This is a genomic window from Caballeronia mineralivorans PML1(12) (genome assembly GCF_001028175.1).
Classification (GTDB): Bacteria; Pseudomonadota; Gammaproteobacteria; order Burkholderiales; family Burkholderiaceae; genus Caballeronia; species Caballeronia mineralivorans.
In genome coordinates this window covers 1-26,310 of the sequence record NZ_AEJF01000086.1, presented here as the reverse complement: position 1 = coordinate 26,310, position 26,310 = coordinate 1, and the positions used below count along the sequence as shown (strand labels likewise).

Sequence of the window (26,310 nt, the reverse complement as noted above, 5' to 3'; positions counted from 1 at the left end):
TCAAGCCTCTACAAAGGCATCTGTCGACACCCGGTAGTACAACTTTATTTTCCGGCATACTGCGGATTTCTACGGCAATTGAGATGGTGCACTTGGAGGTTGCTGGCTGCATCCGTCCCGCCATCAGTTTGCTTCACAATATGCGTAACATCCCAGCGGGTGTTCATTGTGATGGGCTGCTGACAGTTAGAACACAGGCCATCTTGCCTTAGCCAGACACGGTACAGCTTACTGCGACCTCGTACCGAGTTCAGCATCTTCTTACCCCATCGGGATTCGAAGTACGACGCCCATTGCGGATCGTGCGGATTGGCGCCCGCTTTGATCTTGATATGCCGTTTTATCGGCGTATCCGATTCCTTGAGCAAGATGACCTCTCTTGTCGTGCCATCTTCTTTGTTTTCTGTGGCGGCAAATACCCAGTCCCGGAAACCTTTGGTCTTGAAGTATTTGATCTTCACCCATCGGGCTCCTTTTTTAGGGTGCCTTCTTACCCCCCATCGCCATAGCATTGACCAGACCTCGTGATCAACTCGATCGAAGGCTTTCTTGGCGACTACATGACTGTGGTAATTCGCCCATCCTCGAAGAACAGGATTGAGCAGCCTTATCAGGTTCGCCTGTTTAGCCGTCTTGTTGGCCTTGATGATTTCACGAATTTTGTCAAGATGCGCCTTGACGTTCGCTTTCGACGGTTTCATCAATAGCTTGCCGTTGTACTTGCGAATGTTCCATCAGAGGAAATCAAACCCATCCTTGATGTGCGTTATTCTGGTCTTTTCTGGCGATAAGACCAACCCGCGTTCCGCCAGAAATTCGACCACTGCGGGCCTGACCTCATGTTCCAGCCACTCTTTCGAGTGGCCAGTAATAATGAAATCGTCCGCGTAACGCACCATGGTCATTTTCAGTCCCCTCGGTTTCGCTCGCGGGAATTTTTCCGCTAGCATCGCTTCGAGGCCATCGAGCGTCATGTTGGCTGCCACCGGTGAAATAATTCCCCCTTGCGGGGTGCCGGCATCAGTGGGGAAGAGTTCGTTTTGATACACATATCCAGCTTTGAGCCACTTCTTTAGAATCACCTTGTCCGTGGGGATATTGGCGATCATCCAGTCGTGGGAAATTTTGTCGAAACAGCCTTGGATGTCGGCCTCTAGCACCCATTCCGCACTCGCCTTTTTTGCCAGAGAATTGAAGCATTGTCCTCCGGCGTCAGCCGTAGAGCGTTCCGGCCTGAACCCATAAGAATTCAGATCGGCGGTGGTTTCCGCAACGGGTTCGAGCGCTAGCAAATGTAAAGCTTGCATTGCCCTGCACCGCATCACGGGTATGCCGAGGGGCCTCGGCCTGCCGTTTTTCTTCAGAATAAAAACCCTCCGAAGCGGAAGGGGCGAGTAACCCCGCCTCTTCAACGACGCAATCGCGTTGGTCTTTGCCGCCGGTGTTTTCCACGTTACCTTGTCCACACCGGGGGTGTTCCTGCCTTTGTTTTCAGTCACCCGCTTCACGGCTAATGCACGGCCGCTGAACGAGTGGGTCAGCAGCCATTGCAGGGCTTTCACCCTGCTATGGCGGCCGGCCTGTACCGCCTTCACCATACGCGTTTGTAGCCCTCTTACTTGGCGTTGAACATTGGCCCAATTGATGCCGTCCCACGTCACGCCGGAAGGCGCACGCGCCCGTGTTGCTGCACTCATTTGCTTTCCTCCCGTATAGATGGTTCTGCAAACTCTCTGGTGAGGAGAGACCATGAGGAAGTCTGCCCGCTTTCGCGTCGGGTGATGTTGCAACCCGTATCCCGTCCATTACAGCCGGGCATTCGCTTTTTCCCCGTTCCTGTGCCCGCACCGCCATGGGCAGACCTCGCAGCCTGCTGTCCCCGAGAGGAGCGATACGGGGTTTCCACGTTCCGCTTATGGAAGTACGTCGGGTTAGGTGCCTGCTCTGAGCCGGGAGGTATATGGGTCACGAGAGCGTAATCGAAAAACGCTGTTCCCACCTCCGGTACCGTTTTGGTTCGAGCGCAATAGCCATTTCCGCTCGTTCAATCTAACGACCCTATTGCAGATTCAAATGTTTTCACCATACCGACTATCTGGCACTCATCCGGCGTATGGCTGCCAGAAGGGTACGCCTCTCGCGATTGATACCCCGCGCCTTGCGGCGCTTCGTTACGTTGTCAGACCCGCTCTTGATTCAGGATCCTAGATTCACCGGGTGACACCGGTGGTTCACTCCTTCTATGCCGCGAGAAGTGAGAACAACTTCTGTAAGCGACCTCGTGTCGCACTTCGATCAGATTGTTCAGGTACTTCGAGGACTGAACCTTCGTGTCCTCAGGCAGCGAGCCATCGGCCTTCATTTCTCGCACCGCCCGGTGCGAAGCAGCATAACCATCACGTGCTCGCCGGCAAGCACGTCGCTTGCCGTCGTGGCTGCATCGAATCCGAAATAGAGGGGGATCTGTCGTCGGTTTCTCGTATGAGAGTTTCGGGTTGCGCCGGCCTCGCCTATTCCCCTACACGTGCGAGCGAACGGAATACGGCCAGCAACCAGAACGGAAGTACGGTAAACAGGCCCACGAGTGCAGTCGCCGCTCTGATGTCGTGGAGCTGCCACACCGCACCGGAGGGATCGGTCACTCCGCCGGCCTGCGTGTCGAACAGCAGGCTGAGGATAGGCGCGGCGATGATCGACGTATAGGCAAACAGCGGTTTGATCCAGTAACCCGCCATATCCGGACGCGGGCCCTTCAGACGCCGCGCATAGAGTGCGAATACCTGGAAGAACACGTAGACAGTCAGATACCAGCCGAGAAAGTTGACGAACGGTACGCCGAAATAGCTGCCGCCGTGATGCCAGATCCAGTTGCCGGTGATTGTCGACATCATTGGATCAATGGTCAGGTCCCAGCTCACCATGATGAAGCTCGCGATGACGGGCGTTTGCACCGCCAACGAGCCGCGCAGCCTGCCGGAGGTATCGCCAAGGATCGCCCGTGCGAGTGTCCATGACAGATAGCCGACACCGAAGTACGCCGGGCCGATCAGCAGTGGCACGAGGAACAGTTTCGGGCCTATCGTGTCGCTGTAATGATATGAGCCGAACGGAAAGCCAGTGACGATGCTCAGATTCTCGAAGGCGTTGCTGAAGCCCAGGCAGATCGCGATGAAGAACAGGATCGCGCGCCAGCCGTAGGTTGATGCGCCGTGCAGCAAACCGAACATGAGCAACGACAACGCGAGCATTGCTCCGCCGACAACCGTCGGCAAGTGCAACAACACAGACGCGACGTGGGACAGTACGCTTGCGGCCGCGAAAACCCATAGCGCGGGCGAGATCCACTGTGCGCCGGCCTTCGGGTGCGTGGCTTGCAGGACTTTCATGCGCACTTCCTCGCGTAGCCAAATTCTTTCCGGTAACGGGGGATGAACAATTCGCGGCCCTTGATCAACGCGGTGGTCCAGTTGCCGACCAGCACGCCGTCGCGCATGAGTGGCAGCATGCTCGCCCCGTCGCGCGGACCGAGCGGCACCAGGATGCCGCGCGACGACCAGGGAACATAGGCAGGCAGCGATTTGGGCGATTCGCCTGCAAGCGTGGCCGCAATGATTTTTGCGAGCCACGGCACCTGGCGGGTGATGGCGACGATCGTCATGGGGTCGCCCGTGGCGGCGGCATCGCCGAGTGCAAAGAGGCGTTGCGCGCCCGCAGGCCGCAGCCATGCATCGACCCTGACGCGGCCTTGCGCGTCGAAATAGGCAGCCGGCATGTGGCGGAATATAGCCGTGATCGGCCGTGCGCCGAGGGCCGGGAAGATGAGTTGGTTTTCGGCAGCGTAAGGCATACCTGGCAGTGTGCCGAGATAGGGTGAGTCGGTCGCGTCCAGCGACTCGACCCGCGTGCTGAGGTGGATAGCCACGCCTTTGGCCCGAAGTTGCGCTTCGAGCGAGCGGGCCAGCTTCGCCGAATAACCGGGCATCAAGGTGGATGCGCCGGACACCAGCGTGACACGCTTGCGCGGATGCGCCGTGGAGATCTCCCCGGCCAGTTCGACACCCACCGCGCCGGCGCCCACAATCGTGACGCGATCTGTCGCGAGCAGGCTCGCATGGGCTGCCTTTACGCCGTCCTCGAACGCCCGCGCACCGTGCAAGGTGGGCTTGAACGGCCTCGCATAGTGCGAGCCGGTCGCAACAATCACAATATCGCCCTCGATGGTCGCGCCATCCGCCAGCATGACGCCGCCGTCGAACGCGCTCGCGACAATACCTTGCCGGACCCGGCCGCGACGCAGCAAACGATCATACGGAATCACGATCTTCGCGAGCAGCGACGGGTCCACCACGCTGCGGATCGCCGCGACGTTATGAACGAAATGCTCACGGGCCTCGACTAAACAAACCTCCGCCCGCGAGTCGAGCGCTCTCGCGAGATTCGCGCCCGCATAACCGCCTCCTACGATGATCACTCTTTTCATCACGTCCTCATTCATGGACTTTCCGTATTAACTTTCCGATCGGAAAGTTAGGGCGATGATATACTTTCCACTCGGAAAGTCAACTATCTCGTTTTACGGACACAGCAGGCCATCAGCATGAATCCTTCCAAACCGGGCAACGCGCCTGACGGCCGCACCCGCATCCTGGCCGCGGCCCTGCAGGTCTTCGCCTCCTCGGGCTTCGAGGGTTCGAGCCTGCGGCAGATTGCCAGCCACGCCGGCGAAACGCATCAGTTGGTCGTCTACCACTTCAAGACTAAAGACGCGCTATGGCACGCAGTCGTCATGTCGATCTTCGAAGAAAGCATGCAGGAACGAAGCGTCGCGGACTGGGCGGAGAAAGCCGTCACGGAAGAACCGGCCAGCGTGTTGCGCGAGATGTTTCATGCGTTCGCCATGTTCACTGCGCAGCATCCGGAATTCCATCGATTGCTGTCGTTCGAAGGGCAGACGAACAGCGACCGGTTCAACTGGCTGATCGAAACCTATATCCGTCCGTACTACGAAATTTCAATTCGGGCGATTCAGGCGGGGCAGCAGGCGGGCGTGGTGCGCGCAGGAGACCCCGGGCGTCTTCACTATGCGGTAATCGGCATCGTCACGACCAGCATCGTGTTCGCGAACGAGTACAGCCGGATGACCGGCCTGGATCCGCGTTCGCCCGCGGAAGTCGAAAAGACCGTGAACCTCGTGTGCGACCTGCTGGGGCTGCCGTCAAAGGAGAACGGTCCGTTCGCATCCACGTAAATGAGAAATCTTGACCCTGACCAGAGCCGATCGAGCCACTAACTAAGAAGTTGTTGCGGAGTTGCCCATAGGGTCTGTTTAACTTTTCCCGGTCGGTGCTCGCTTCCTGCCTTGTGTTGTCCGACAGGACTTTTGCGGGCGGGGCAAGAAGTCGATGTCATGGACCTCCATACGGCTGAATTCCGAGGCCGCGATTGCCTTACCTTGACGCTGTATGAACCGACATGTTTTCATCTGGAGCTGCGACTACCATGTTCTCGTCGATCACACCGTTGTTCAGCAATGTGCGCCTCGCTATCTGCTTCGTCGTGATCAGTCTCGCAGCGTGCGCTACAACACCCACATCGCTCAGCGCAGACCAGAGACTTCATCTGCGTGCTTCTGCAAACGACTTCGCTGAACTCGGTATAGGTACAACCATTGAAAAGCGAGAAGACGGCAGGCGCACTCCCCAATCGTCCAAATACTTTGAATGGTGGTATTTCGATGGCCTACTTGACGATGGTACCGTTGTAGTAGTCTGGTTTGGCGATAATTGGCTGTATGGCTCGCACCAACGTACAGTCAGTATTGAAGTCACACCGCCGGGTAGTCCCACACGCAAAATCATGAAAAATTTTGACGAGCCTGGCGCGTTTGCACGAGATCATGCGGCCATCCGTATCGGCCCCGACACGTTCGAGGGCAACTTGGACACCTATACAATCCACGTCGACGCTGCGACAACAGGTGGCATGGGCTGTGACCTCACTTTGCATCGGCGTGTTCCATCGTATCGCCCGGGGACAGGCTATATTGCTGCAGGCGACAAGTTCTTTGCTTGGCTAGTTGCCGTCCCCGAAGGCGAAGTAAGCGGCACGTTGACATTGGACAACACGGTAAAGAAGGTGACAGGTAGTGGCTATCACGACCATAACTGGGGCAACGTGTCGCCGACCGATATCTTTGACAACTGGTGGTGGGGCCGAGGTCGCGTCGGTCAGCACACTGTCATCGCATCAGTCATTCGCGCTAAACCGGATGTTGGTGGCAACTTCGTCCCCCTTGTATTTGTCGCCAATGAGCAGAAGGAGGAAGTCGAAGCGCATGGCGATGCAGTGGTTGTCAGTGCAGGTAGTCTTACCCCACATCCTGATCACAAACACGTTCGTCCAATAAGCTCCACCATAAACTTCGCGATGAGCGACGGAAGCAGTGTGCGGTTTAGCATTTCGCCGCGTATGCTGACATCGTCCGATTTGCTTGAAAGTAAGTCCTTCGCGGTCAGGTTAGCCGCTCACGCTCTCGGGTTGCATCCGTGGTACACGCGATTCGAAAGTCCGATCTCACTCAGTCTGCCGGGCGGAGCGCCAATTGTCGGCAGCGGTACGCTGGAATACTTCGAGTTGAATTGACCGACTCTGGCGCTGTCACGTTGAGGAGTTAGTGACGCAATAGCGGATAGGATGCGCGTTTGCTCAGAAAACGGACGGATTTTGAGTGAACTCAGTGAAGCGATGCCACGCGGCGAGCTGTTTTCGGTAGAGCGGGGCACGCAGCAGATGTCGCTTGAGTGCTAAGTGCTGTCGGATCGGACCGAAGCTCGACAGGAACGCCTGCGTACGGTTGGCATCGCGGAAGCCACGCATGCGGCGCTCGCCTTCGCGCGTAGGCTGGTGGCTATTTTTGGCACGATTGTTTAGCCGGGCACTCGCTTTGACAAAGATGTGCTTGATGTTGGCCAGTTCGGGAATGTCGGCCTTCGCCGCCGGATAACTACGGAGTTGGTCTGTCACGATCTTGTGCGGCACTTCGGGACACGAGGCCAGCACGCGCTTGAAAAACCGCTTGGCTGCAGCCTTGTCGCGACACTTCTGCAGCAGGATATCGAGCTCGGTGCCGTGTTGATCGACTGCTCGCTACAGCAGATAAGGCTCGCCGCGTAGCGTCACGAACACTTCGTCCAGATCACGTGGTGCTAGGCCTGCGACGCACAGCTTTGACACGACGCGCAAAGCCCGCGCCGAATTTGTCGAACCAGCGCTGGATCGTCTTATAGCTCACAATCACGCCGCGCTCGAAGGGAAACTCCTCGATATCACGAAGGCTGAGTTGAAACCGGAAATACCAGTGCACGGCACAGCTGATAACTGCAGCCGGAAAGCGATGACCGTTCGATGCAGTTGGTTGCACCTAACGAGCTGTCGGTTGCTGACCACCTGAACTGAAGTCGCAACAACGCCGTGCGACATCGGCAACCATGTACCCCAGCGCGGAATGTGAGTGCTTCAAAAAAATAGCGTCGTAGCGAACCGGCGGCGCCGGCGGTTCGGTAATCACGATTTGCATCAACTGGTTCTCGATTTGCTGCCTGAAAAGATCGACGGGCAGCAAACTCACGCCAACCCCAGCTGCCACGAGGCCGCCCACTACGACCGCATTGTTGCCGCCGCAAATACGCTCGGGATTGACACCCGCGCTCTCGAAGCCCCTTGAACTCAGGATCGTAATGATGGATATGGGAGTCTGCTCGATGACAGGAACGGTGCCCAGTTCACGCAGCGGCACCGTGCGCTTGCTGTCGAACTCGCCCGGGCGGCAGAACCAGGCGAAGCTGGCACTCCCGAGCGTCACTCGCGCGACCGATGCTGGCAGCTCTGGCTCGGGCAGGATCGCAAGGTCGAGGCGTCCGTCAAACACCTGTTCTTGCAGCGGCCCGGACATGTCGACATGTGGCTGCAGGATGAGATTCGGAAAAAGTTCGCGCATCTGCTGCAGGAACGCTGAGAACCAGGTCAACGCAACCAGCTCCGTCAGGCCGATATGCAGCACGCGGGCCATATGCCGGTCGGCGTCCTGGTAGGCCTCCAGTCGCCCAATGCTGTCCAGCAAGCCCTCGCACAGCGCGAACATCTCGTGCCCTTTCGCGGACAACCTTGCTTTCTTGCCGCTCCCTTCGAACAAACGTGCAGCGGACTTCGCTTCGACATCCTGCAGGCGCTTGGTTGCGGCGGACTGCGTGATATGGAGCTTATCGGCTGCACGTTGAACGGTACCGAGTTTCGCTACCCAGTAGAACGTCTCGATCTGTTTGACAGTCAGCATCGCTATTTGGCCTCGTTGACGAGCGGTTCGCGGGCGCCGACGTCCTGATAGCGCGTCCCATAGTTGCACGTCGCGCGTGCGAGCGTAATGACTTTGCGGTGGAACGGTGTCAACGCGTCTTGCCGCGCGACGGCGACATAACGCACCGGTGGCATCACCGGCCCCACATGGACTTCGCGCAACATACCCAGCGTCACGAGTTCATCTGAAATGGCGTTCGGCAGACAGGCGACACCCAGCCCGGCGCTCGCCATGCCACCAAGCGCCGCGAAGTTGTTACAGGTCAGGATGCTGCGCGGTTGCACGCCGTGGCGCTCGAGCCATTTGCTCATGACATGTCCTGCCGCCGAGTCGCCAGACTGCGACAGCAATGTGAACTGGCCAAGCTCAGATACGCTGAGCCTGCGTCGCTTCAGGCTGAACGTGGGACTGCAGAACCAGCCGTTACGCACGTTGGCGAGCGGAAATCTCAACATGTCCGCCCAGCGAGGCGTGTCGGGCACGATGGCCAGATCCAACTGCGCCAGTCTGAGCTTTTCGTATAGATCCGCAGCAACACCGCCCACTTCCAGTTCGACGTTCACCAGCGGGTAGGTAGAACGCAGTGCCTCGATGAAGCCAGGCAACCACGTGAGCGCCGCGAGCTCAGTCACGCCCAGCCTCAACGACCGCCGCAATATTTTCTCGCTCGCATACTGACTCAACAGGGCGTCGCGTTGCTGAAGAATCGTGCGCGCTTGCGCGAGTACCTCGAGGCCGTCGACGGTCAGCCGTGCCGATCGTGAACCACGGTCGAATAGCGGCTTCGGGAATTGACCCTCCAGTTCGCGAACGTGGCGCGACACGCCGGACTGAACGCTGCCCAGCTTGCGCCCGGCCGCCTCGAACGAACCCATGTCCGCGATTGCAACCAGTGCTTCGAGTTGCAGGAAAGTGATCTGGTGCGCCACGCGGCCCCCTCGGATCAATCTAATTTTGGAATAGATAATTATGCGCAAATATCTCTTTATTTGGTATTTTTTTCAACGAAGAATACGACCTCCAAGTCCCCCGCAATGCAGATCGAGCCCATCAACAGCTCGAGGTTGCGTTTTGAAGCACCCGTCTACGGAGAAACGCATGAAATCGTCTAACAAACTAACGGCAGCATTGCTTGGGTTGACCCTGGCCCTGCTGGCGGGTACCGCACGGGCCGACCAACTCGCGGACATCAAGGCGCGCGGAACGCTCGTGTGCGGGGTATTGGCCAACTTCGAGCCATTCGGCTTCCAGGATCCGTCTTCGCGAGAAATCGTTGGTTACGACGTCGACTATTGCAAGGGCGTTGCGAAGGCGCTGGGCGTCAAGCCCGTGTTGCAGGTGGTCTCGATGGAAGCACGGATTCCTGAACTGCTGCAAGGCCGTGTCGATGTGCTCGCCGCAGTGCTCGGCTACTCTCCGGCGCGGGCCGAGCAACTCGCATTCACGCATCAGTACTATGTCGCCAAGCAGATCATTGCAGTGAAGACCAGCGGCCCGTTCAAAGCACGGGACGATCTCGACGGCAAGCGCGTCAGTACGATCAAAGGCTCCAGCAATATCGCAATCATGGGTCGGGTCATGCCGAGCGTGCAACTCGTCAGCTATGACGACTCGCCATCGGCGTTCCTGGCCATGGTGCAAGGCAAGGTCAATGGTTTTGTCGTCTCGGAACCGATCATGCATCGCTTTGCCGCCAAACTCGGCCCTGACACCAATGTTGCAGCGCTGTCGCCGCCGGTGGGCCTCGAATACTGGGGACTCGGTATCAAGAAGGGCGAACCGGCATTGCTCGACGCGGTGAACAACGCGCTGGACGGAATGGAAAAAACTGGCGAAGCCCAGCAGATATTCGACACGTGGCTCGGTCCCAAAACGATCTATCAGATGCACCGCGATTTCAAGATCGGGTCGATCAAAGGCTGATCTTCAAGCCGTTCTGTGTGATGAGGATTGCTCATGTTGTTACATCTCGACTTTGCGAGCATATTCGCGGCCCCGAATCTGAAACACCTGATGTGGGGAGTGCAGTACACCGCGCTGCTCACGCTGACGAGCTGGGTGCTCGCGGTCGCACTAGGCACGGTGATGGCGACGCTGCGCGCGATGGGTAACCCGTTCATCGAGAGGCTCGTCGCCAGCTACGTTGCATACCATCAGAACGTGCCGATGCTCGCCCAGCTATTCCTCTGGTACTTCGGGTTTCCGACACTGCTGCCGGAAAGTGCGCAAGGATGGATCAATGCGCATGGGGGCGAATTCATCTTCGCGTCTATAGCTATTGGCCTGTGCATGGCGGCGTACTACTCGGAGGATATTAGAAGCGGCCTGCGGGCGGTATCGGCAGGCCAACATGAGGCAGCCCGCTCGCTGGGGTTGAGCTTTGCAAAGTCGATGCGATACGTGATCCTGCCGCAGAGCTTCCGCATCGCAATGCCGCCGTTCATCAACCATACGGTGGTGCTCTTCAAGAACACCAGCCTGGCGATGGCAATCGGTGTTGCCGAGCTGACATACACGGTGCGTGACATTGAGAACCAGACTTTTCGAACCTTTGAAATCTATCTCGTTGGAACGGTCATCTACCTGGCCATTTCATTGGGCCTGATGGGTGTGGGGGCAGCGCTCGCGCGCCACACCCGTTTCCCGGCGAAATAAGCGATGCTCGACATACTCATTCACAACGCGCATTTCCTGCTGCTCGGACAATACCCGAGCGGACCAATTGGCGGTCTGGCGCTCACGCTGATTCTCGCGCTGCTCGGTCTCGCTTTTGCCGTTCCACTTAGCTTGCTGCTGGCCCTGTGCCGGGTTTCGCCATACAGGGTGCTGAGCGTGCCCTCGACGGTGCTCGTTTATATCGTGCGTGGTGTGCCGCTCGTGATGCTGGTGTTCTGGAGTTATTTCCTCGTGCCGGGGTTGATCGGCCATCTCGTCAGCGCGTTCACGACCCTGGTCGTCACGCTGGTGATCTATCAGGCGGCTTACCTGAGCGAGATCGTCCGTGCGGGCATCGAGTCGCTGCCCAAGGGGCAGACCGAGTCTGCACGCTCGCTCGGGATGAGTTACGGGTCGACGATGCGCCACGTGATTTTGCCGCAGGCGCTGTACAACATGCTGCCGAGCATTCTCAGCCAATGCGTATCGACGGTGAAAGACACGTCGATCGGCTATGTGATCAGCGTCCAGGAACTGACGTTTTCGGCCCAGCAGATTAACGCTAGTCTTCTCACAAAGCCGTTTCAGGTCTTCCTGATTCTCGCGCTGGCTTACTTTGCGGTGTGTTACACGCTCACCCGATGCGTGCAGGGTGTCGAACGGCGTATTTCGCGCCGGCGCGCTACGGGGAAGATGTCTAATGTCAGGAGCCTCATCAATGATTCAGTTCTCCAAAGTTAGTAAATGGTATGGCGAGTATCAGGCGCTCGTCAACGTGAGCGCCGAAGTAAAGCGAGGTGAGGTGGTGGTCGTGTGCGGCCCTTCGGGGTCGGGCAAGTCGACGCTGATTCGTACCGTCAACCGCCTCGAGGCGATTCAGGAGGGCGAGATCATGGTCGACGGAACAAGCGTCCATCAGGCTACGTTAAATCTGAACCGGTTTCGCAGCCGGGTCGGCTTCGTGTTTCAGCAGTTCAACCTGTTTCCTCATTTATCGGCGCTCGACAACGTATGCCTCGCGCCGATGAAGGCGGCTGGGAAAAACCGCAAGGATGCGAAGCGGCAGGCATTGGCGCTGCTCGATCGCGTGGGATTGGCGAACAAGGCGAATTCATATCCACAGCAGTTGTCGGGAGGGCAACAGCAACGCGTCGCGATTGCGCGCGCATTGGCGATGGAACCGCCGGTGATGCTGTTCGACGAGCCGACGAGCGCGCTCGATCCGGAAATGGTTGGCGAAGTGCTCAACGTCATGAAGTCGCTGGCCAGAGATGGCATGACGATGATGTGCGTGACCCACGAGATGGGATTCGCACGCGAAGTGAGTGACAGCGTCTGGTTCATGGACCGCGGCGCGATTCTTGAAGTGGCCGATCCGCAAACGTTCTTTCGGTCGCCCGAGCACCCGCGTGCGCAGGCATTCCTGTCCGACTTGCGCCACTAACCAACCGTCCTCGATGCGAATGCTCTCTGAGAGAGCCATGCCAGCCGGACAGCTCCCATCCACCATAACTATCACTCTACGACAACACGCAACATGATCAACCCAATTGCCGAGGACCTGGTACCGGCAGTCTCAACACCTTGCTTTGTGGTGATGGAAGACCGCGTCCTGCACAACCTGAAGGTCACCGCGCAAGCATGCGGCGGTGTCGAGCGCCTGATGCCGCATGTGAAGACTCACCGCGCTGCGTGGCTCGTTAAGTTACTGCTGGCCAATGGCGTCGACGCTTTCAAAGCCAGCACGCTCGCCGAGGTCGAAATGGTACTGGCCGCGGGCGCCACGCGCGTCGTCTGGGCGTTTCCGACCGTCAATCCACAAAACATCGGCCGTTTTATCGAATTGGCCGCCGTGTTTCCGAAGGCCGAACTCACGGGTCTCATCGATTCCCACCACGGACTGGACCTGTGGACCCGGCTACTCGACGGTGCCTCGCCTGCGATTCGCCTTCGGGTCGACCTTGATCCGGGAATGGGGCGCACGGGAGTCGTTATGGACGAGGCAGCACTCGACCTCGCGCGCGAGGTTGCCCGACTCGGGCGGCTTGCCGGGTGGCATCTTTACGACGGTAACGTCCGGGGCGAGTACGACGAGCGCAAAGCCGGGGTGAAAAAGCTTGCCGATACGCTGGAGGTACTGCAGTCGCGCCTGCGCGAAGACGGCATCGACGTTGACGTGGTCGGAGCCTGCAGCTATACGTTCGACCTGTGGCCGCGTTCCGTGATGCGTCACGTGTCGCCCGGCACATGGGTGTATTCGAACGCCCAGCACCTGAGGGAGCTAGCCCATCACGATTGGGTGGCGGCCGGGTTTGTGTTGACGACTGTTGTTTCTACACGCAATGGCACGGCTACGCTGGATGCCGGAGCCAAGGCCATTTCGCCGGACAAGCCGCTGCGGCAGCGTTTTCAAGGCGCTGACGAAGTTGTGATGATGAACGAAGAGCACACCGTGATCCGTAGTGACTCGCTAGACACAGGTGACCGGCTCTTGTTGGTCCCGGAACACACGTGTACCACTGCCTACCTGTACAGCAATGCCCTGGTTCGATCCCTGGACGGACAGTGGGAATATCGCGATCAGCTCGGCAACGAACGTTCGGTTGTCGCGTTGACGCGATGATCGCCAAGAGATTCCCTTCCAGCGTGAGACTTCACCCATGACCGAATCCAGCAAGCAACCGTCCAAGGGCGGCCACTACAGTCTCTGGCGTCGCGCGGGCGGTTTGATTTTTGTGGCGGGTCAGGTCCCGCGAGATCCTGAGCGAAACATTCTCGGCGACACGATCGAAGAGCAAACGACCGCGGTGCTCAACAATTTGCGCCTTGTTCTGGAAGATGCGGGCACTGATTTCAGCCGGCTTGTTCGCGTCCAGGCGTATTTGTCCGACATCAGCGAATTTCAGCGTTTCAACGCCGTGTACGCCAAAGTGATGGGCAGTGCCGCCCCCGTACGAACCACCATCGGATGCGCGCTCAACGGCGTGCGTGTCGAAATCGATGCTGTTGCGGAACCCGGAGACGGTCCGATCAACGCACAGTAGTAACCGGGATACCGGTTTCTCACAGGGAAAGAAGATGGACCTACAGCTAAAAGATAAGACCGCCCTCGTGCTCGGCGGCGGTGGTGGCCTCGGTAGCGTAATCGCCCGAACGCTCGCGGCCGAGGGAGTGCGTGTTGCCGTTGCCGACATCGATCTGGATGCGGCCGAAAAGACTGCGAAAGCGGTGAGAGAAGCGGGTTCGCAAGCGATCGCCCTTCAGTGGGATCTCGGAGATCTGTCTGTCGTAGACAGTCATGTCGCCCGGATCGAGCAGGATCTCGGGCCTATCGACGTACTGGTGAACAATACCGGAGGGCCGCCACCGACGCCGGCGCATGGACAGGATGCAGCGCTCTGGCGCAAGCATTTCGAGAGCATGGTCTTGTCGGTGGTATCCATCACCGACCGGGTACTTCCGGGAATGCGCCAACGTGGTTTTGGCAGGATTATCACCAGCACGTCATCGGGTGTGGTCTCACCCATAGCGAACCTCGGATTGTCAAACGCGCTGCGAATGTCCCTGGTTGGCTGGTCGAAAACGCTGGCGCGGGAAGTTGGCCGCGACGGCGTTACCTGCAACATCGTCTTGCCAGGGCGTATCGCCACGGATCGCATTCGCTTCCTTGATGACGCTAAAGCCAAGCGCGAAGGGCGATCGATCGAGGACGTTGCTGCCGAAAGCACGGGATCGATTCCGGTGGGGCGGTATGGCGAGCCGCAGGAGTACGCAGATGTAGTGACCTTCCTTGCAAGTCCTCGCGCTTCATACATTACCGGCTCGACAGTCCGGATCGATGGCGGCCTCATCGCCAGCATCTGATTATTTTTTGGAAAGGCTAACCATGACCATCGACTCCCTTCAGCTTGACGAAAAGATCGTAGCTGCCCTCTCTGGCGTATCGACGGCCACACTTACGACTGTCCTGCTCAAGCATGGCCTTCGCAACGTGTGGCTTCGCGGTACCCGCCCGATAGCGGAAGGTCAACCGCGACTCGTCGGCCGTGCATTCACCCTGCGTTTCGTGCCTGCCCGGGAAGACCTTGCGACGCCCGCTTCGTGGGGCTCGCCCATTTCAACCCGCGCTGCGATTGAAGCAATGCCAAGTGGCTGTATTGCCGTAGTAGGCGCACTGGGCGTCACCGATGCCGGAATCTTCGGCGACATTCTCTGCGCACGGATGCACAAGCGCGGAGTGGCAGCCCTTGTCACAGATGGTGTGGTCCGGGATATTGCGGGCGTGCTGAATACCGGCCTTCCAGTCTGGTGTCAGGGCACAGCATCGCCGCCATCCGTGGCCGGCTTGACCTTCGTAGGTTGGCAGGAGCCTATCGACTGCGGTGGCGTTGCGGTATTTCCAAACGACGTAATCGTGGTCGATCGGGATGGTGCAGTGCTTATTCCGGCCGCGCTCCTTGACGACGTGGTTGCTGCGTCGGTTGAACAGGAGCTATTGGAGAATTGGATCATGAGCGAGGTGGAAACTGGCGCCGCTTTGCCAGGTCTCTACCCGCCCAACGAGGCGAACCGGGCTCGCTATGAAGCAGCCCGTATTTCTAGTATTTCATTAGGCGGCGCGTTGGGACGCGATCCGGCTGCCGGACAAGGCTGACGTCTACATCCGTCGTCGCGATAGCGATCTCGAGCACAACGCAATCGTGGTGGAATTCCTGCGCGCTCGAGTATTTCAGCCGCCTGCTGTTCACGACGACCAACCGTATCCACGATGCCGACGACACGATCCTGTCGCGCTGCAGTATGGTCGAAGGCTCTGCCGAAGTTGTCACTTTTATACGTGAAGTTGCGGCAGCTTTACTTCGTTCTACTGTCCATGAATTGGCTCTCCGGCCCACTCAGCGGCTCTCACTGGTGGTCTTGACGCGAATGCATGTATTCAAGCTACCTACCGCATCCCCGCTGGTCTGCACAGCGATCGGATTCTGACAGCACGATACCCAGAGCAGCGGGTTACATCATCACTCCGACATCCTTGGACCGGTAAATCGCGCCAGTTCACACGCTAGGGAAAATCACTACCTTCACCCCACAAGAATCACTAGGTTGTCTTTCGATTCGAAACTATAATCTTTCGAAACAGAGGAATTACTTTCGAGATCGAAGACATGCTCGCAAACAAGAGTTCCCTGAAGCGGCGCCTGCAGATCGTTGAACTGGTCCGCAAGCGCGGCGAGGTTTCGGTCGAGGAGCTCAGCCAGGCGTTCGACGTGTCGAGCGTGACGATTCGCACTGACCTCACCTATCTCGAGGAGCAACGTTACCTCGTCCGCTCTTTCGGGAAAGCTTGCTACCTTGCGCAGCGCTCGGGAAATAACGTCGTCATCCCGGAGGTCGACGGTGCTGCGCGAAAGGCTTGGGAGACAGCGATCGCCCGTTTCGCGGCAGAGGCCGTCGACGACCATCAATCGCTGATGTTGGGCGCGGGTGACATAGTCCACAAAATCCTGCCATTTCTTTCGGACAGGGCAAATCTCGCGCTGCTGTTGCAAGACATTGGAATGGCACAGACCGCGCAGCGCTTCGTTCACTGCGAGCTACTGCTGACAGGCGGGCAGCTTGAGCAAGGCGCCACGACGCTGACTGGTCCCGATGCGGAAGCGTCAGTGACGCGCAGATCAATCGACCTGTGCATCCTGGAAGCGTCGGGTCTTGATCGGGACGGCAATCTTCTTTGCGCAGATCCCGCAGTTGCGCGCGTATCTGAAGCGGCTAGGCGAGCTGCCGCCCGCACGATCGTAGTTGCGTATCAGCCGCAACTGGGTGAGCACGACGGAGAAGTTTTCGGGAACGTTTCTGACATTGACGCTCTTTTGCTCGACGACGGAATTGACCCGGAGACAATGGAGCTGATGCAGAGCAAGGGCCTCCAGTTCCACAGAAGGGAAAGCGGAATTCTTGAGTTTCGCAAATCCACAGCCTAGTCCACTGTCAAAGGAAGACACACCATGAATTTGAAGCAAACCACCATCGTCGCAGCGCTGGCTGCTATCGCCTTCCATGTCATTGTGATTTCGCCTGTTGACTTAAAGTGCCATGGCTAATACTGAACTGCACAAATCCGGCGAGGCCGGCTATATCCTGACGATGGGTGAGATTCTCGTCGAAATTATGGCGACGGAGCGCGGGCAGTCGTTCCGCAGTCCGGGCACCCTGATCGGTCCGTATGCGAGTGGTGCTCCCGCGATTTTCATTGACCAGGTCGCGCACATAGGCAGCCGCTGCGCGATTATCGGTTGCGTAGGCGGCGACGATTTCGGCGCGCTCAACGTCGAACGCCTGCGCTCAGACGGTGTCGACGTATCGGGTATTTCGGTCGTCAAATCCGCCACGACGGGTAGCGCTTTTGTCACATACCGGGAGGACGGCGAACGCGATTTTATCTTTAACATTGCTAACAGCGCTTCGGGGCAATTGTCTGTCGGCAATGTCCGGGACGACCTTCTGAAGGATTGCAAACATTTCCATGTGATGGGGTCGTCACTATTCTCGTTTCGCATCATTGAAGCGATGAAAAAGGTTATTGAGATTGTCAAGGGGCACGGCGGGACGGTGAGCTTTGACCCGAACATCCGCAAAGAAATGCTGCGCATTCCGGAAATGCGGGAGGCGCTGGACTTCATTCTCGATTACACGGACGTCTTTCTGCCCAGCGGACATGAAGTGACGCTGCTTGCCAGCGCAAGCACCGAGCACGGGGCTATTGAAGAACTGCTAAAGCGCGGGATTCGCGAAGTCGTCATCAAGCGCGGCAAGGATGGATGCAGCTTCTATGATGGGCTGAATGAAATCCATACTCCCGGCTTTCGAGTGCAGGAAATGGATCCGACGGGCGCCGGCGATTGCTTCGGCGCAACGTATATAGCCTGCCGCTTGCAGGGATTCGGTGCAGATAAAGCGTTGCGCTACGCATGCGCGAGCGGTGCACGGGCCGTCACTTTCCGTGGGCCGATGGAAGGGACAGCGACACTTGCCGAACTCGACGAATTCATTGCGAAGACTGGGGAGCGACCCGATGCATCAGATCGTGGCGCGCCTGGCCGGTGAAAATCCTGCGGCTGAAAGAAAAGGTCTCCATCGTTATTGGCGCTGTAATCGGAATACACCGGGGATGACGTCGCGGGATTCCCGCCGGAGTTGAATTTCAACGTTAGGACAGGCGCTCAAATCAACCATTCAAGACCCGCATTGGTCGATCAATCGCTGCCGAACCGGTCACATCTGATCGGAGGCATTTATAGAAACGCACGGTCAAGGAACAGTCATGGTCTCCAGGTCAAATACCTCTTATGATTTTACGAATGCTGTCGTTGTGATCACGGGCGCAGCGGCCGGGATCGGGCGCATGGCTGCGGAGCTATTTGCAGACGCGGGCGCCACTTTGGCGCTCTTGGACCGCGCAGAGTCGGTCAAAGACGTGGCCGCAGGTTTGGGCTCCAAACATACCGGTTGGATCGTTGATGTCACTGACGCCGAGTCGGTAACCGCGGCGGCGAATGAGATTTTGGCGTTATGTGGTCGCGTGGACGTGTTAGTCAATAACGCTGGCATCGGACCCCTTGCGCCGGCGGAAAATTTCCCGTTGGAGACGTGGGACAAAACGATCGCCGTGAACTTAACCGGACCATTTTTGGTCGCCCGAGCGTTCGCGCCACTCATGCTCGCGCGGAAAAGCGGAAGGATCATAAACTTGGCGTCGCAAGCCGCAGTCATCGGCATCGAGGGGCACCTTGCCTACTGCGCGAGCAAGGCCGGAATCATCGGAATGACAAATTGCATGGCGCTCGAATGGGCACCTAGGGGAGTGACGGTCAATGCCATTTCACCAACGGTGGTTGAGACCGAGCTTGGTCTAAGCGGGTGGGCGGGAGAAATAGGGGAGCGAGCCCGAGCCGCAATACCAACTCGCCGGTTTGCGAAGCCTGCCGAGATAGCGTCCGCCATCATGTACCTGGCGAGCACGGAAGCGGCCATGATAAATGGCGCAAACCTGATGGTCGACGGAGGTTACACCATCACCTAAGTCTTACGCACATTAAGTGAACGGGGCAATGCAGCACGGGCTTCGTCATGCGAGGGAGCGACCGACGAATCGTAAATCCTGTCGTGCGTTGGTTCGTGTAAAGGACGAGATCCGCCGGTTTGCTGGGTAAATAGTCAAGAAGAAATACTGAACGGCATTTTACGGTGGCGTGGCACCGGTTCGGAATCAGGTTTTCAGTTCCCGGCAGGGCTCATTAAATGCAGCACTCGACGTTTCGACAGAATTAAGAGTTATCTGCGTCACTATCTTTCCGCTTATATGGTAATTCGGCTGCGAGCATTTCATTCATGACTAAACCGCTCCGCCCAATTTCGATGCTTGATTAATATTAAGGAGACAGAAATGAAAGCAAAGCTCTACCGTAGCCAGGGGACCATGCGCGCGTTATGCCGTCGGTTCACCGTGATTGCGTCCGCGTGCGGCATCTTGGGTGTATGCAGCGTTACACACGCCACCACCGTGACGATCGGCGTACCCAATAATAATGATCAGATTGAGCTCAAGAAGCTGTCACTAGCTTTTGAAAAGGCTAACCCTGACATTCAGTTGAAATGGGTGGTGCTTGAAGAAAATGTCCTTCGTCAGCGCCTGACAACGGACATCACGACCAACGGTGGCCAGTTTGATGTTCTGGCGATCGGAACATACGAGGCGCCGTTGTGGGGGAAGCGAGGGTGGCTCGTTCCAGTGAAAGACCTACCGGCGGACTACGACCTCAACGACCTGTTCAAGACCGTGCGCGACGGGTTATCTAATGACGGCAAGCTTTACGCGCTTCCGTTCAACGCAGAAAGTTCGATGACGTTCTATCGCAAGGATTTGTTCGCGGCAAAGGGTCTGACAATGCCCGACCACCCCACCTACGAACAGATCCAGGGATTTGCTGAAAAATTGACGGACAAGGGGAACGGCGTATATGGCATTTGCCTTCGCGGCAAGGCAGGTTGGGGAGAGAACATGGCTTACGTCGGTACCCTCGTTAACACGTTTGGCGGCCGATGGTTTGACGAGCAATGGCATGCACAGCTCACCTCTCCTGAATGGAAGCGCGCAATCGGATTCTATGTAAACCTCTTGCAGAAATACGGTGCCCCCGGAGCCAGTTCGAACGGATTCAACGAAAATCTCTCCTTGATGACAAGCGGCAAGTGTGCCATCTGGGTTGATGCAACCTCCGCTGCCGGCATCCTGTACAACAAAAAGGAATCTTCGGTGGCAGACAAGGTGGGATTCGCGGCGGCGCCAGTACAGGATACAGTTAAGGGCTCTCATTGGCTGTGGTCTTGGGCGCTCGCGATCCCAAAGACGTCGAGATCGCAGGATGCAGCAAAGAGGTTCATTGCGTGGGCCACTTCGAAGGAATACATCAAGCTGGTCGGAGCCGATATCGGCTGGGCATCCCTCCCACCCGGCACCAGACTCTCGACCTACCAGTTGCCTGAATACAAAGCTGCTGCTCCGTTTTCAGAGTTCGTAAGGAACGCGATCGAGACGGCGGATCCAGATCATCCGACGGCGAAGCCGGTGCCATATACCGGCGTGCAGTTCGTTGGCATTCCGGAGTTCCAGTCGTTCGGCACGGTAGTGGGCCAAAGCATCTCGGGCGCGGTCGCTGGGCAAATGACCGTCGATCAGGCGCTGCAGTCCGGGCAGGCGATAACTGATCGGGCGGTACGCCAGGCCGGTTACCTCAAGTAATGCACGCGCTGCAATCCGGCGCGGCAGAGCGGGCCGCGTGACGTACGAGGCGTGGCCCGCGCATCGAGAGGTGACACGATCATGAGTCAACTTAATCCCCCTCACAGACGGTTACGCGGAACCTGCCGCAACGCGCGACAGGAAGCGGGCGAAGCCGGTCCGCTGGCTCATCATGCCGTCGGCCGTGGTACTGTTCCTGTGGATGGCCATCCCGCTCGCGATGATCATCCGGTATTTGTATCTCTCGATACGACCTGCTCAACCCCAATGTCAAAGGATTTGCCGGTCTCGATAACTATGAATTCTTGGCCACCGATCCAGCCTTTCTGCTGTCGATCGTTCATACGCTGACGCTGATCGGATCGGTGTTGCTGATTACTGTGGTCAGCGGCATGCACTTCCGGTCGAATCCGTAGCATCAGCTTTCCCGATGCCGGCTTTTGCGGATCGCGACCTGTCTTCGCGCAATCCTCAAGATAGTGATCAACCGCTCCATGAAAATCCGTAGTCAGTTCGAGAACGGTCTCGCCATGGGAGTGCGACACAGCACGGGGCAAATATGGTCTTACGCTCGGTGCTCCCGAAATGCGCCGTCACTAGTGAAGCTGCGACTTTTGTTTGGGGGCGAGTGTGGGTGTGGATTGCTTATCCGTATTGCCCATGCCTTGTATGAATTTCGCCACGGCCGGGTCCTCGACGAAGCTCGTGGTCGAAGAAGCACCGAGGATTGCCATCGCTTCCTGCGGCCTCGCCACCAGGAAGCCCTGCACATAGTCCACGCCGAGTTCCGTCAGCACACGAAGCGTATTAATGTTCTCTACCTGCGACGCAATGCTGCGCATGCCGAGGTTGCGCGCGAGTATGACCATCGCCTCGACAATCGCGATATCGGTCGGATGCGCGTGCATGGTGCGAACCAATTCGCCGTCGATCTTGAGCACGTCGATGGATAGATGCCTCACATATTTGAACGAGCTGTAGCCCGAACCAAAGTTGTCCAGCGCGATCTTGCCGCCCATGTGGTGCACCCGAGAGATGAAGTGCTGAGTGCTTGCCAGGTTGTTCAGCGCGACACTCTCGCTGATTTGGAGGCACAGGTAAGGCACAACGTCCTGAAAGCGCACGAAAAGCGAAAAGGTTTCTTCAAGAAAGTGCGCGTCGTTGATTGAGTTGGCGCTCAAGTTCACGCAGATGAAGCGTGTATTTATGAGCGCCGTGCGATGCTTCCTGAACCATTCGAGGACGGTGGTCATTACCCATGTGTCGATGGCAGCGATATCGCCGGATTGCTCCGCAGTCGCGATCAACTTGCCCGCCGCTTGCACAGATCCGTTGGGCGCGCGAACGCGCAGCAATACTTCGAAATCCAATGACTCGGAGGGCGCGGTTATAGACATGATCGGTTGCATCGCGAGATGGAGGCCGGGGGGCAGCCTGTCTCGTCGAGTCTGTTTGCCCGTTTGGTGCTTATCACGCCCGTTTGGGTGCCGGGGTCGGGTAGCCATGAGGGTATCCGAACTATGTTCCCGCTCGCCATTGCCCTCCGGCGCCAAATCCGAGACGAGGGAGTCCGGCTCTGGCATACGCATCCGTAGGGCGTCCGGTGACTTTTTCGACGGCTCTGCTAAGTGGGTATCTGCTCGAACTTGCTGTCGCATTTCACATCCCGCATCTGCATCAGACGGCGCCGTTTTCTGGCGTACTTAAATGGAACACGCGACTGGTCCTTGTTATTCCGCAGACGGCGAAGACTCGTGCTGTCCATGCATCGTTCCCGGTTGGCTGGGGTATAAGAAAGCGCAACGGGCTACCGTTTGATGTTCAGTTGAAGCAGGACAACACCCGCTGGCTCATCCCGCCTGGGTGAGCGGAAACCAAGTTCGCTTTGTAGAAAGTCCATTGGCCGAGTTGGGTCGACCAGAGACGATCGTCATCCGTCTCTGGTCGGCCAGGTTCAGTCGCACGAAGAAGATTCACAGCCATCCGTTCTTGAGCGGCCACGGGGCGACCCCTATTGTTGATTTTGACCATCTCGATGACTGCAATGGCCGACATTCACGCTGCGCCGTTGCCTTTCGATATCGCCCGCTTATGTCGAGCCTTGCGTTTCACCGCAATCGAATCGACCATCAGGCCCTGCGTGGTCTGCTCATGATACTGAGCGCCTTCGCGGGCTCGAAGGCAACCGTCAAGCACTCGTGCCGCCATCGACTTTCAGGCTCGTACCCGTTACGAACGCCGCTTCCGGGCTTGCCAACCAAGCGACAAGACCCGCGACATCGTCGCCTGATCCGTAGCGACCCAGTGCGATTGAGTTCCGGATCTGGTCGGCCATCGGACCGTTGGCTGGATTCATCAACGTATCTATTCTTCCAGGCTGGACGTTATTGATCGTAATTTCCCGGCTACCGAGATCCCTCGCCAACGCACGTGTCATGCTCGCTACGGCGCCTTTCGTCGCGGCGTACACGGACACGCCCGGAATCGGCATATAGTCGCTGCTGACGCTTCCAATGTTGATGATCCTCCCGCCTTTCTCCATAAAGCGCAGCGATTCCTGAATGGCGATGAACAGGCTCTTGACGTTGATTGCCAGCATCTGATCGATATGTTCCAGCGAAAAATCGTCGATCAGGCCGACGCGGAACATCGCGGCGTTGTTCACGAGAATATCCAGTCTTCCGAAGCGGTTCGCCGTCGATCCGACCGCGGCCTTTACCGCTGCCGTGTCCGCACTGTCCGCGCGGATCGCCACGCCCCGTCCCCCCAGTCGGGCGATGTCCCGGATGACACCCTCTGCGTCATCACTCGAGCTTGAGTAGGTTATCGACACAGCTGCGCCTTCGCTCGCGAGACGCCTTGCGATTGCCGCTCCTATACCGCGGGAACCGCCTGTCACAAAAGCCACTTTGCCATCCAGTTTTCTATTCGAAAAAGTCACGTCTACTCCTTTCAATTGCGTCTTCCGTTCACCTCGGAAACGGGCCACGGTGACGCCGCGATTCGACATTCGGGGAAGTTGAAACATCTTCAGGGGCTTGCTGCGCAAGCACGCCAAGCCGTTCTGCTGCAGCGCGATACGAGATAATTTTAGCTAGTTTGCAGCGGCGGTCTGTGCCAAACTGAGCCAAATATCTGGTATTTAGTGGCAAAAATAGATGATTTAATTGATTTTTATGGTAGAAAAAGCCAATGAAATTCGATCGGGTTGACGTTGATATCTTGCAGGCGCTGCAGCGTGACGCTCATGTCAAGACTGCGGATCTGGCTGAATCGCTCGACATATCTCTTTCGCCGCTGTATCGGCGAATTCGATTGCTCGAGGAGGCGGGCGTCATTACGAAATATGTGTCGCTGCTGGATCAAGAGAAGGTGGGGTTCCCGATCAACGCCTATGTGTCAGTCGCTATCGAGAAATCCGCCGAAAAGCTTGCCGCTTTCGAGCGCGCCATCCTGAGTTGCGAGGAGGTGATGGAGTGCTATCTGATGACCGGTGCGTTCGATTACATCGTGCGCGTAGTTGCCAGCGACATTGCAGGCATCGAACGTTTTGTTATGACGCGGCTCGCGACTATCGATGGTGTCCGAGACGTCAGCACGTCAATCACCCTGCGGCGTGTGCAGTACAAGACGGTGTTGCCGGTCCGGCCAGGCGGGGGGTAGATTTATCCAGTCGCGCCGGGAATACCAGGCGGACGGAGAAGACCGCTCTCAACGTTGCTTTCAGAGAGCGCCGCTAAACTGGACGCACAACCCTGTGCTCTATCCAGCTACGCGAACGACCGCTTGGTTCAATAGGGCAGCGGCACAAAACGGCGTTCGCCATCTCCTCCTTGCGAACGGGCACTGTCTCAAATCTGCCCGGGAACGGTCGGTCGGGGATCTTGCCCGTACGGCACTAGTGGGTCGAACAGAGCCGACCGCGCAAACGACTGGGCCACCTGCATGGACATCACTACGGAACTGCCAGCGCGAGAAAACTCGACCCCAAACTTGACTCTCGGGGGAAGTCCTTGCAAAACAGAATCGGCCAACTTCGGACATTCGATACCGGTGTTTAGATCGTTTTCAATTGGCAGTGCGGGCAGTCGTTCACGAGTTGGCAATCTGTGATCCGCGTCCGCTCTATGAATGCGTCAGAAGCGCCTGATGCTAACGCTCATTTTAGCCCCAGCCTCCCCGCTAAACGCTACTTCGGATCGGTGAAGCGCGCCTGCCGCAACCCGCTTTGTTGCTCCCGCTTTGCAAATGCCTCGCGTGCTGCCAGCATCGCAGGCTGGTGTTCCACGGCCCATTTGTGGAGTGACCGTAGTGGCACGATCAGTGACCTTCCGAGGCCCGTCAATTCATAGTCCACACGCGGTGGAATGGTCGGATACATCGTCCGGCTAACCAAGCCGTCCTGCTCCAGACCTTTCAGGGTGAGTGTGAGCATGCGCTGCGAAATGCCTTCGATCAGGCGCGCGATCTGGTTGTAACGCATCGGCCCGTTTGACAACGTGCCCACCACCATCACCGTCCATTTGTCGCCGATGCGGGCGAGCGTAGGGACCACTGCCCGACACCCCTCGTGGGGATCCGAGGTCTCAGTGGCGCGAACAGGAATGTTCGTATCAGACAAAGAAGTGCCTCCTTGTGCGAACTTTTTCAGCCTCTATCATAGTGTAACGAACAAATTGTTCCTTACTGTGAGGCTCGGGACGGCGCGGGAGATCCCTGTGCTGCCTCATCCTCAGATTCTGGAGAAGAAATTTGAAACTCTTGCATATTGATTCGAGTATCTCAGGCGCCGAGTCTGTCAGTCGCCAACTGTCAGCCAGTATCGTGATCCGCTTCAAGGACACCTTGCCGGGTCTCGGGGTCAGCTATCGTGATCTGGTGGCCGACCCTGTGCCGCATCAGTCACCGGCCACCCGGTTCGCCAAACTGAAATCACTATACGAGGCTGGCGCGCTGGACGGCAAAATTGGGGAGGTGGTAGCTGCCGCCATGCGGGGTGGTGCGCCGGTCGATGCTTCGGCGCAGGATGAAGTTGCGGCAACTAACGTGGCCCTCGACGAGTTCCTTGCCGCCGATATCGTCGTCATTGGCGCACCAATGTACAACTTCGGCATTCCGAGCCAACTAAAGGCCTGGATCGACTGCTTGGCCGCGCCGGGCAAGACCTTCAGCTACACCGCGACGGGCGTGGAAGGCCTCGCCGGCAGTAAGAGGGTGATCGTTGCGTCCTCGCGTGGCGGGTTCTACTCCGCGCCGTCGCCTATGGCCTTCATGGATCACCAGGAGACATTCCTGACGAGCTTTTTCGGTTTCATCGGTGTCACCGACATTACGTTTGTCCGTGCCGAAGGGGTCAACCAAGGTCCTGAGCAACGGCAGCGCGCTCTCGAGTCTGCGCTGGCTGAAATCGCCGTCCTGAAAGCAGCCTGAGCCGACCGCGTCAGGCACATGCCGGCCCAGAGTGTGTCAAAACACCTTTTTAAATTGCTAAAACATCTCGTCC

General features: G+C 57.7%; 22 protein-coding genes and 7 pseudogenes. 18 read left to right on the top strand and 11 right to left on the bottom strand.

The genetic code is table 11. The annotated features are described in order from the left end of the window. Window positions 1-44 precede the first annotated feature (44 nt). The 4 genes and pseudogenes from ltrA to EOS_RS13420 form a co-directional block, all read right to left on the bottom strand. Window positions 45-1,697: pseudogene (ltrA, locus tag EOS_RS49205) on the bottom strand (group II intron reverse transcriptase/maturase). A gap of 584 nt (window positions 1,698-2,281) precedes the next feature. Further along, window positions 2,282-2,398, bottom strand: a pseudogene (locus tag EOS_RS48055) (IS6 family transposase); the annotation flags it as partial. A gap of 112 nt (window positions 2,399-2,510) precedes the next feature. Beyond that, window positions 2,511-3,386, bottom strand: coding sequence for a carotenoid biosynthesis protein (locus EOS_RS13425; protein WP_047847139.1), 876 nt, complete (start codon window positions 3,384-3,386; stop codon window positions 2,511-2,513). Continuing rightward, window positions 3,383-4,495 (bottom strand): NAD(P)/FAD-dependent oxidoreductase, encoded by a 1,113-nt coding sequence (locus EOS_RS13420; RefSeq protein WP_053063869.1) that lies wholly within the window; start codon window positions 4,493-4,495, stop codon window positions 3,383-3,385. Before EOS_RS13420 ends, EOS_RS13425 begins: the two co-directional genes overlap by 4 nt. 102 nt (window positions 4,496-4,597) lie before the next feature. Here EOS_RS13420 and EOS_RS13415 point away from each other — a divergent pair, with 102 nt between their 5' ends. Together EOS_RS13415 and EOS_RS13410 are read left to right on the top strand one after the other, a co-directional pair. Beyond that, window positions 4,598-5,248 (top strand): TetR/AcrR family transcriptional regulator, encoded by a 651-nt coding sequence (locus tag EOS_RS13415; protein ID WP_047847138.1) that lies wholly within the window; start codon window positions 4,598-4,600, stop codon window positions 5,246-5,248. Between the two features lie 251 nt (window positions 5,249-5,499). After that, window positions 5,500-6,642 (top strand): lipocalin-like domain-containing protein, encoded by a 1,143-nt coding sequence (locus tag EOS_RS13410; protein WP_047847137.1) that lies wholly within the window; start codon window positions 5,500-5,502, stop codon window positions 6,640-6,642. A 63-nt stretch (window positions 6,643-6,705) separates the two neighbouring features. Here EOS_RS13410 and EOS_RS44410 read toward each other — a convergent pair. The 3 genes and pseudogenes from EOS_RS44410 to EOS_RS13390 form a co-directional block, all read right to left on the bottom strand. Continuing rightward, window positions 6,706-7,420, bottom strand: a pseudogene (locus EOS_RS44410) (IS6 family transposase). Beyond that, entirely contained in the window at window positions 7,421-8,332 is a 912-nt protein-coding gene (locus tag EOS_RS13395; RefSeq protein WP_047847134.1) for a LysR family transcriptional regulator, read from the bottom strand. Between the two features lie 2 nt (window positions 8,333-8,334). Next, window positions 8,335-9,282 carry a LysR family transcriptional regulator gene (locus tag EOS_RS13390; RefSeq protein ID WP_053063868.1) on the bottom strand — a complete coding sequence of 316 codons (948 nt, stop codon included), beginning with the start codon at window positions 9,280-9,282 and terminating at the stop codon, window positions 8,335-8,337. A 169-nt stretch (window positions 9,283-9,451) separates the two neighbouring features. Here EOS_RS13390 and EOS_RS13385 point away from each other — a divergent pair, with 169 nt between their 5' ends. The 14 genes and pseudogenes from EOS_RS13385 to EOS_RS48045 form a co-directional block, all read left to right on the top strand. Next, window positions 9,452-10,276, top strand: a complete 825-nt coding sequence (locus tag EOS_RS13385) for an ABC transporter substrate-binding protein (RefSeq protein WP_047847133.1) — start codon at window positions 9,452-9,454, stop codon at window positions 10,274-10,276. Between the two features lie 33 nt (window positions 10,277-10,309). Continuing rightward, window positions 10,310-11,008 carry an amino acid ABC transporter permease gene (locus tag EOS_RS13380; protein ID WP_047847132.1) on the top strand — a complete coding sequence of 233 codons (699 nt, stop codon included), beginning with the start codon at window positions 10,310-10,312 and terminating at the stop codon, window positions 11,006-11,008. Between the two features lie 3 nt (window positions 11,009-11,011). Then, a complete protein-coding gene (locus EOS_RS13375) occupies window positions 11,012-11,749 on the top strand; it encodes an amino acid ABC transporter permease (protein ID WP_047847131.1) in 738 nt (245 codons plus the stop codon). Next, window positions 11,727-12,452: an amino acid ABC transporter ATP-binding protein gene (locus tag EOS_RS13370; RefSeq protein WP_047847130.1), complete on the top strand. Its 726-nt coding sequence runs from the start codon at window positions 11,727-11,729 to the stop codon at window positions 12,450-12,452. Before EOS_RS13375 ends, EOS_RS13370 begins: the two co-directional genes overlap by 23 nt. Window positions 12,453-12,545: 93 nt before the next feature. Then, window positions 12,546-13,631, top strand: coding sequence for an alanine racemase (locus EOS_RS13365; RefSeq protein ID WP_053063867.1), 1,086 nt, complete (start codon window positions 12,546-12,548; stop codon window positions 13,629-13,631). A 37-nt stretch (window positions 13,632-13,668) separates the two neighbouring features. Then, window positions 13,669-14,052, top strand: a complete 384-nt coding sequence (locus EOS_RS13360; protein ID WP_047847129.1) for a RidA family protein — start codon at window positions 13,669-13,671, stop codon at window positions 14,050-14,052. Between the two features lie 34 nt (window positions 14,053-14,086). Beyond that, complete coding sequence (locus EOS_RS13355; protein WP_047847128.1) at window positions 14,087-14,872, top strand: SDR family oxidoreductase; 786 nt, start codon at window positions 14,087-14,089, stop codon at window positions 14,870-14,872. A gap of 22 nt (window positions 14,873-14,894) precedes the next feature. Then, window positions 14,895-15,662 (top strand): ribonuclease activity regulator RraA, encoded by a 768-nt coding sequence (locus EOS_RS13350; RefSeq protein ID WP_047847127.1) that lies wholly within the window; start codon window positions 14,895-14,897, stop codon window positions 15,660-15,662. Continuing rightward, window positions 15,622-15,805, top strand: a pseudogene (locus EOS_RS48050) (AAA family ATPase); the annotation flags it as partial. The gene EOS_RS13350 and the pseudogene EOS_RS48050, both read left to right, overlap by 41 nt. 368 nt (window positions 15,806-16,173) lie before the next feature. Further along, a complete protein-coding gene (locus EOS_RS13345; RefSeq protein ID WP_047847126.1) occupies window positions 16,174-16,989 on the top strand; it encodes a DeoR/GlpR family DNA-binding transcription regulator in 816 nt (271 codons plus the stop codon). A gap of 112 nt (window positions 16,990-17,101) precedes the next feature. Further along, entirely contained in the window at window positions 17,102-18,112 is a 1,011-nt protein-coding gene (locus tag EOS_RS13340; protein ID WP_047847125.1) for a tagatose kinase, read from the top strand. A 217-nt stretch (window positions 18,113-18,329) separates the two neighbouring features. After that, the gene (locus EOS_RS13335) at window positions 18,330-19,088 is read left to right on the top strand and encodes a GolD/DthD family dehydrogenase (RefSeq protein ID WP_047847124.1); all 759 of its coding nucleotides are present in this window, start codon (window positions 18,330-18,332) and stop codon (window positions 19,086-19,088) included. A gap of 471 nt (window positions 19,089-19,559) precedes the next feature. Further along, window positions 19,560-20,807: pseudogene (locus EOS_RS13330) on the top strand (ABC transporter substrate-binding protein); the annotation flags it as partial. A gap of 81 nt (window positions 20,808-20,888) precedes the next feature. After that, window positions 20,889-21,202: pseudogene (locus tag EOS_RS48045) on the top strand (sugar ABC transporter permease); the annotation flags it as partial. Between the two features lie 33 nt (window positions 21,203-21,235). Here the strand turns inward: EOS_RS48045 and EOS_RS48040 are convergent. From EOS_RS48040 to EOS_RS13315, 3 genes and pseudogenes are all read right to left on the bottom strand, one after another. After that, a pseudogene (locus EOS_RS48040) lies at window positions 21,236-21,352 on the bottom strand (hypothetical protein); the annotation flags it as partial. Window positions 21,353-21,403: 51 nt separating this feature from the next. Next, window positions 21,404-22,390: an EAL domain-containing protein gene (locus EOS_RS13325; RefSeq protein WP_235442800.1), complete on the bottom strand. Its 987-nt coding sequence runs from the start codon at window positions 22,388-22,390 to the stop codon at window positions 21,404-21,406. Window positions 22,391-22,995: 605 nt separating this feature from the next. After that, window positions 22,996-23,748 carry a 3-oxoacyl-ACP reductase family protein gene (locus EOS_RS13315; protein ID WP_047847140.1) on the bottom strand — a complete coding sequence of 251 codons (753 nt, stop codon included), beginning with the start codon at window positions 23,746-23,748 and terminating at the stop codon, window positions 22,996-22,998. Window positions 23,749-23,999: 251 nt separating this feature from the next. Here EOS_RS13315 and EOS_RS13310 point away from each other — a divergent pair, with 251 nt between their 5' ends. Beyond that, window positions 24,000-24,470, top strand: coding sequence for an Lrp/AsnC family transcriptional regulator (locus tag EOS_RS13310; protein ID WP_047847121.1), 471 nt, complete (start codon window positions 24,000-24,002; stop codon window positions 24,468-24,470). Window positions 24,471-24,996: 526 nt separating this feature from the next. Here the strand turns inward: EOS_RS13310 and EOS_RS13305 are convergent. Then, window positions 24,997-25,428: a winged helix-turn-helix transcriptional regulator gene (locus tag EOS_RS13305; protein WP_047847120.1), complete on the bottom strand. Its 432-nt coding sequence runs from the start codon at window positions 25,426-25,428 to the stop codon at window positions 24,997-24,999. Between the two features lie 131 nt (window positions 25,429-25,559). Between EOS_RS13305 and EOS_RS13300 the strand changes: the two genes are divergently transcribed. Next, the gene (locus EOS_RS13300; RefSeq protein ID WP_047847119.1) at window positions 25,560-26,237 is read left to right on the top strand and encodes an FMN-dependent NADH-azoreductase; all 678 of its coding nucleotides are present in this window, start codon (window positions 25,560-25,562) and stop codon (window positions 26,235-26,237) included. Window positions 26,238-26,310 lie beyond the last annotated feature (73 nt).

Bases quoted from the DNA above. Each gene is read 5' to 3' on its own strand.
- EOS_RS13425 (WP_047847139.1), bottom strand. From the start codon at position 3,386: ATGAAAGTCCTGCAAGCCACGCACCCGAAGGCCGGCGCACAGTGGATC.
- EOS_RS13420 (WP_053063869.1), bottom strand. From the start codon at position 4,495: ATGAATGAGGACGTGATGAAAAGAGTGATCATCGTAGGAGGCGGTTAT.
- EOS_RS13415 (WP_047847138.1), top strand. From the start codon at position 4,598: ATGAATCCTTCCAAACCGGGCAACGCGCCTGACGGCCGCACCCGCATC.
- EOS_RS13410 (WP_047847137.1), top strand. From the start codon at position 5,500: ATGTTCTCGTCGATCACACCGTTGTTCAGCAATGTGCGCCTCGCTATC.
- EOS_RS13395 (WP_047847134.1), bottom strand. From the start codon at position 8,332: ATGCTGACTGTCAAACAGATCGAGACGTTCTACTGGGTAGCGAAACTC.
- EOS_RS13385 (WP_047847133.1), top strand. From the start codon at position 9,452: ATGAAATCGTCTAACAAACTAACGGCAGCATTGCTTGGGTTGACCCTG.
- EOS_RS13380 (WP_047847132.1), top strand. From the start codon at position 10,310: ATGTTGTTACATCTCGACTTTGCGAGCATATTCGCGGCCCCGAATCTG.
- EOS_RS13375 (WP_047847131.1), top strand. From the start codon at position 11,012: ATGCTCGACATACTCATTCACAACGCGCATTTCCTGCTGCTCGGACAA.
- EOS_RS13370 (WP_047847130.1), top strand. From the start codon at position 11,727: ATGATTCAGTTCTCCAAAGTTAGTAAATGGTATGGCGAGTATCAGGCG.
- EOS_RS13365 (WP_053063867.1), top strand. From the start codon at position 12,546: ATGATCAACCCAATTGCCGAGGACCTGGTACCGGCAGTCTCAACACCT.
- EOS_RS13360 (WP_047847129.1), top strand. From the start codon at position 13,669: ATGACCGAATCCAGCAAGCAACCGTCCAAGGGCGGCCACTACAGTCTC.
- EOS_RS13355 (WP_047847128.1), top strand. From the start codon at position 14,087: ATGGACCTACAGCTAAAAGATAAGACCGCCCTCGTGCTCGGCGGCGGT.
- EOS_RS13350 (WP_047847127.1), top strand. From the start codon at position 14,895: ATGACCATCGACTCCCTTCAGCTTGACGAAAAGATCGTAGCTGCCCTC.
- EOS_RS13345 (WP_047847126.1), top strand. From the start codon at position 16,174: ATGCTCGCAAACAAGAGTTCCCTGAAGCGGCGCCTGCAGATCGTTGAA.
- EOS_RS13340 (WP_047847125.1), top strand. From the start codon at position 17,102: ATGGCTAATACTGAACTGCACAAATCCGGCGAGGCCGGCTATATCCTG.
- EOS_RS13335 (WP_047847124.1), top strand. From the start codon at position 18,330: ATGGTCTCCAGGTCAAATACCTCTTATGATTTTACGAATGCTGTCGTT.
- EOS_RS13325 (WP_235442800.1), bottom strand. From the start codon at position 22,390: ATGCCAGAGCCGGACTCCCTCGTCTCGGATTTGGCGCCGGAGGGCAAT.
- EOS_RS13310 (WP_047847121.1), top strand. From the start codon at position 24,000: ATGAAATTCGATCGGGTTGACGTTGATATCTTGCAGGCGCTGCAGCGT.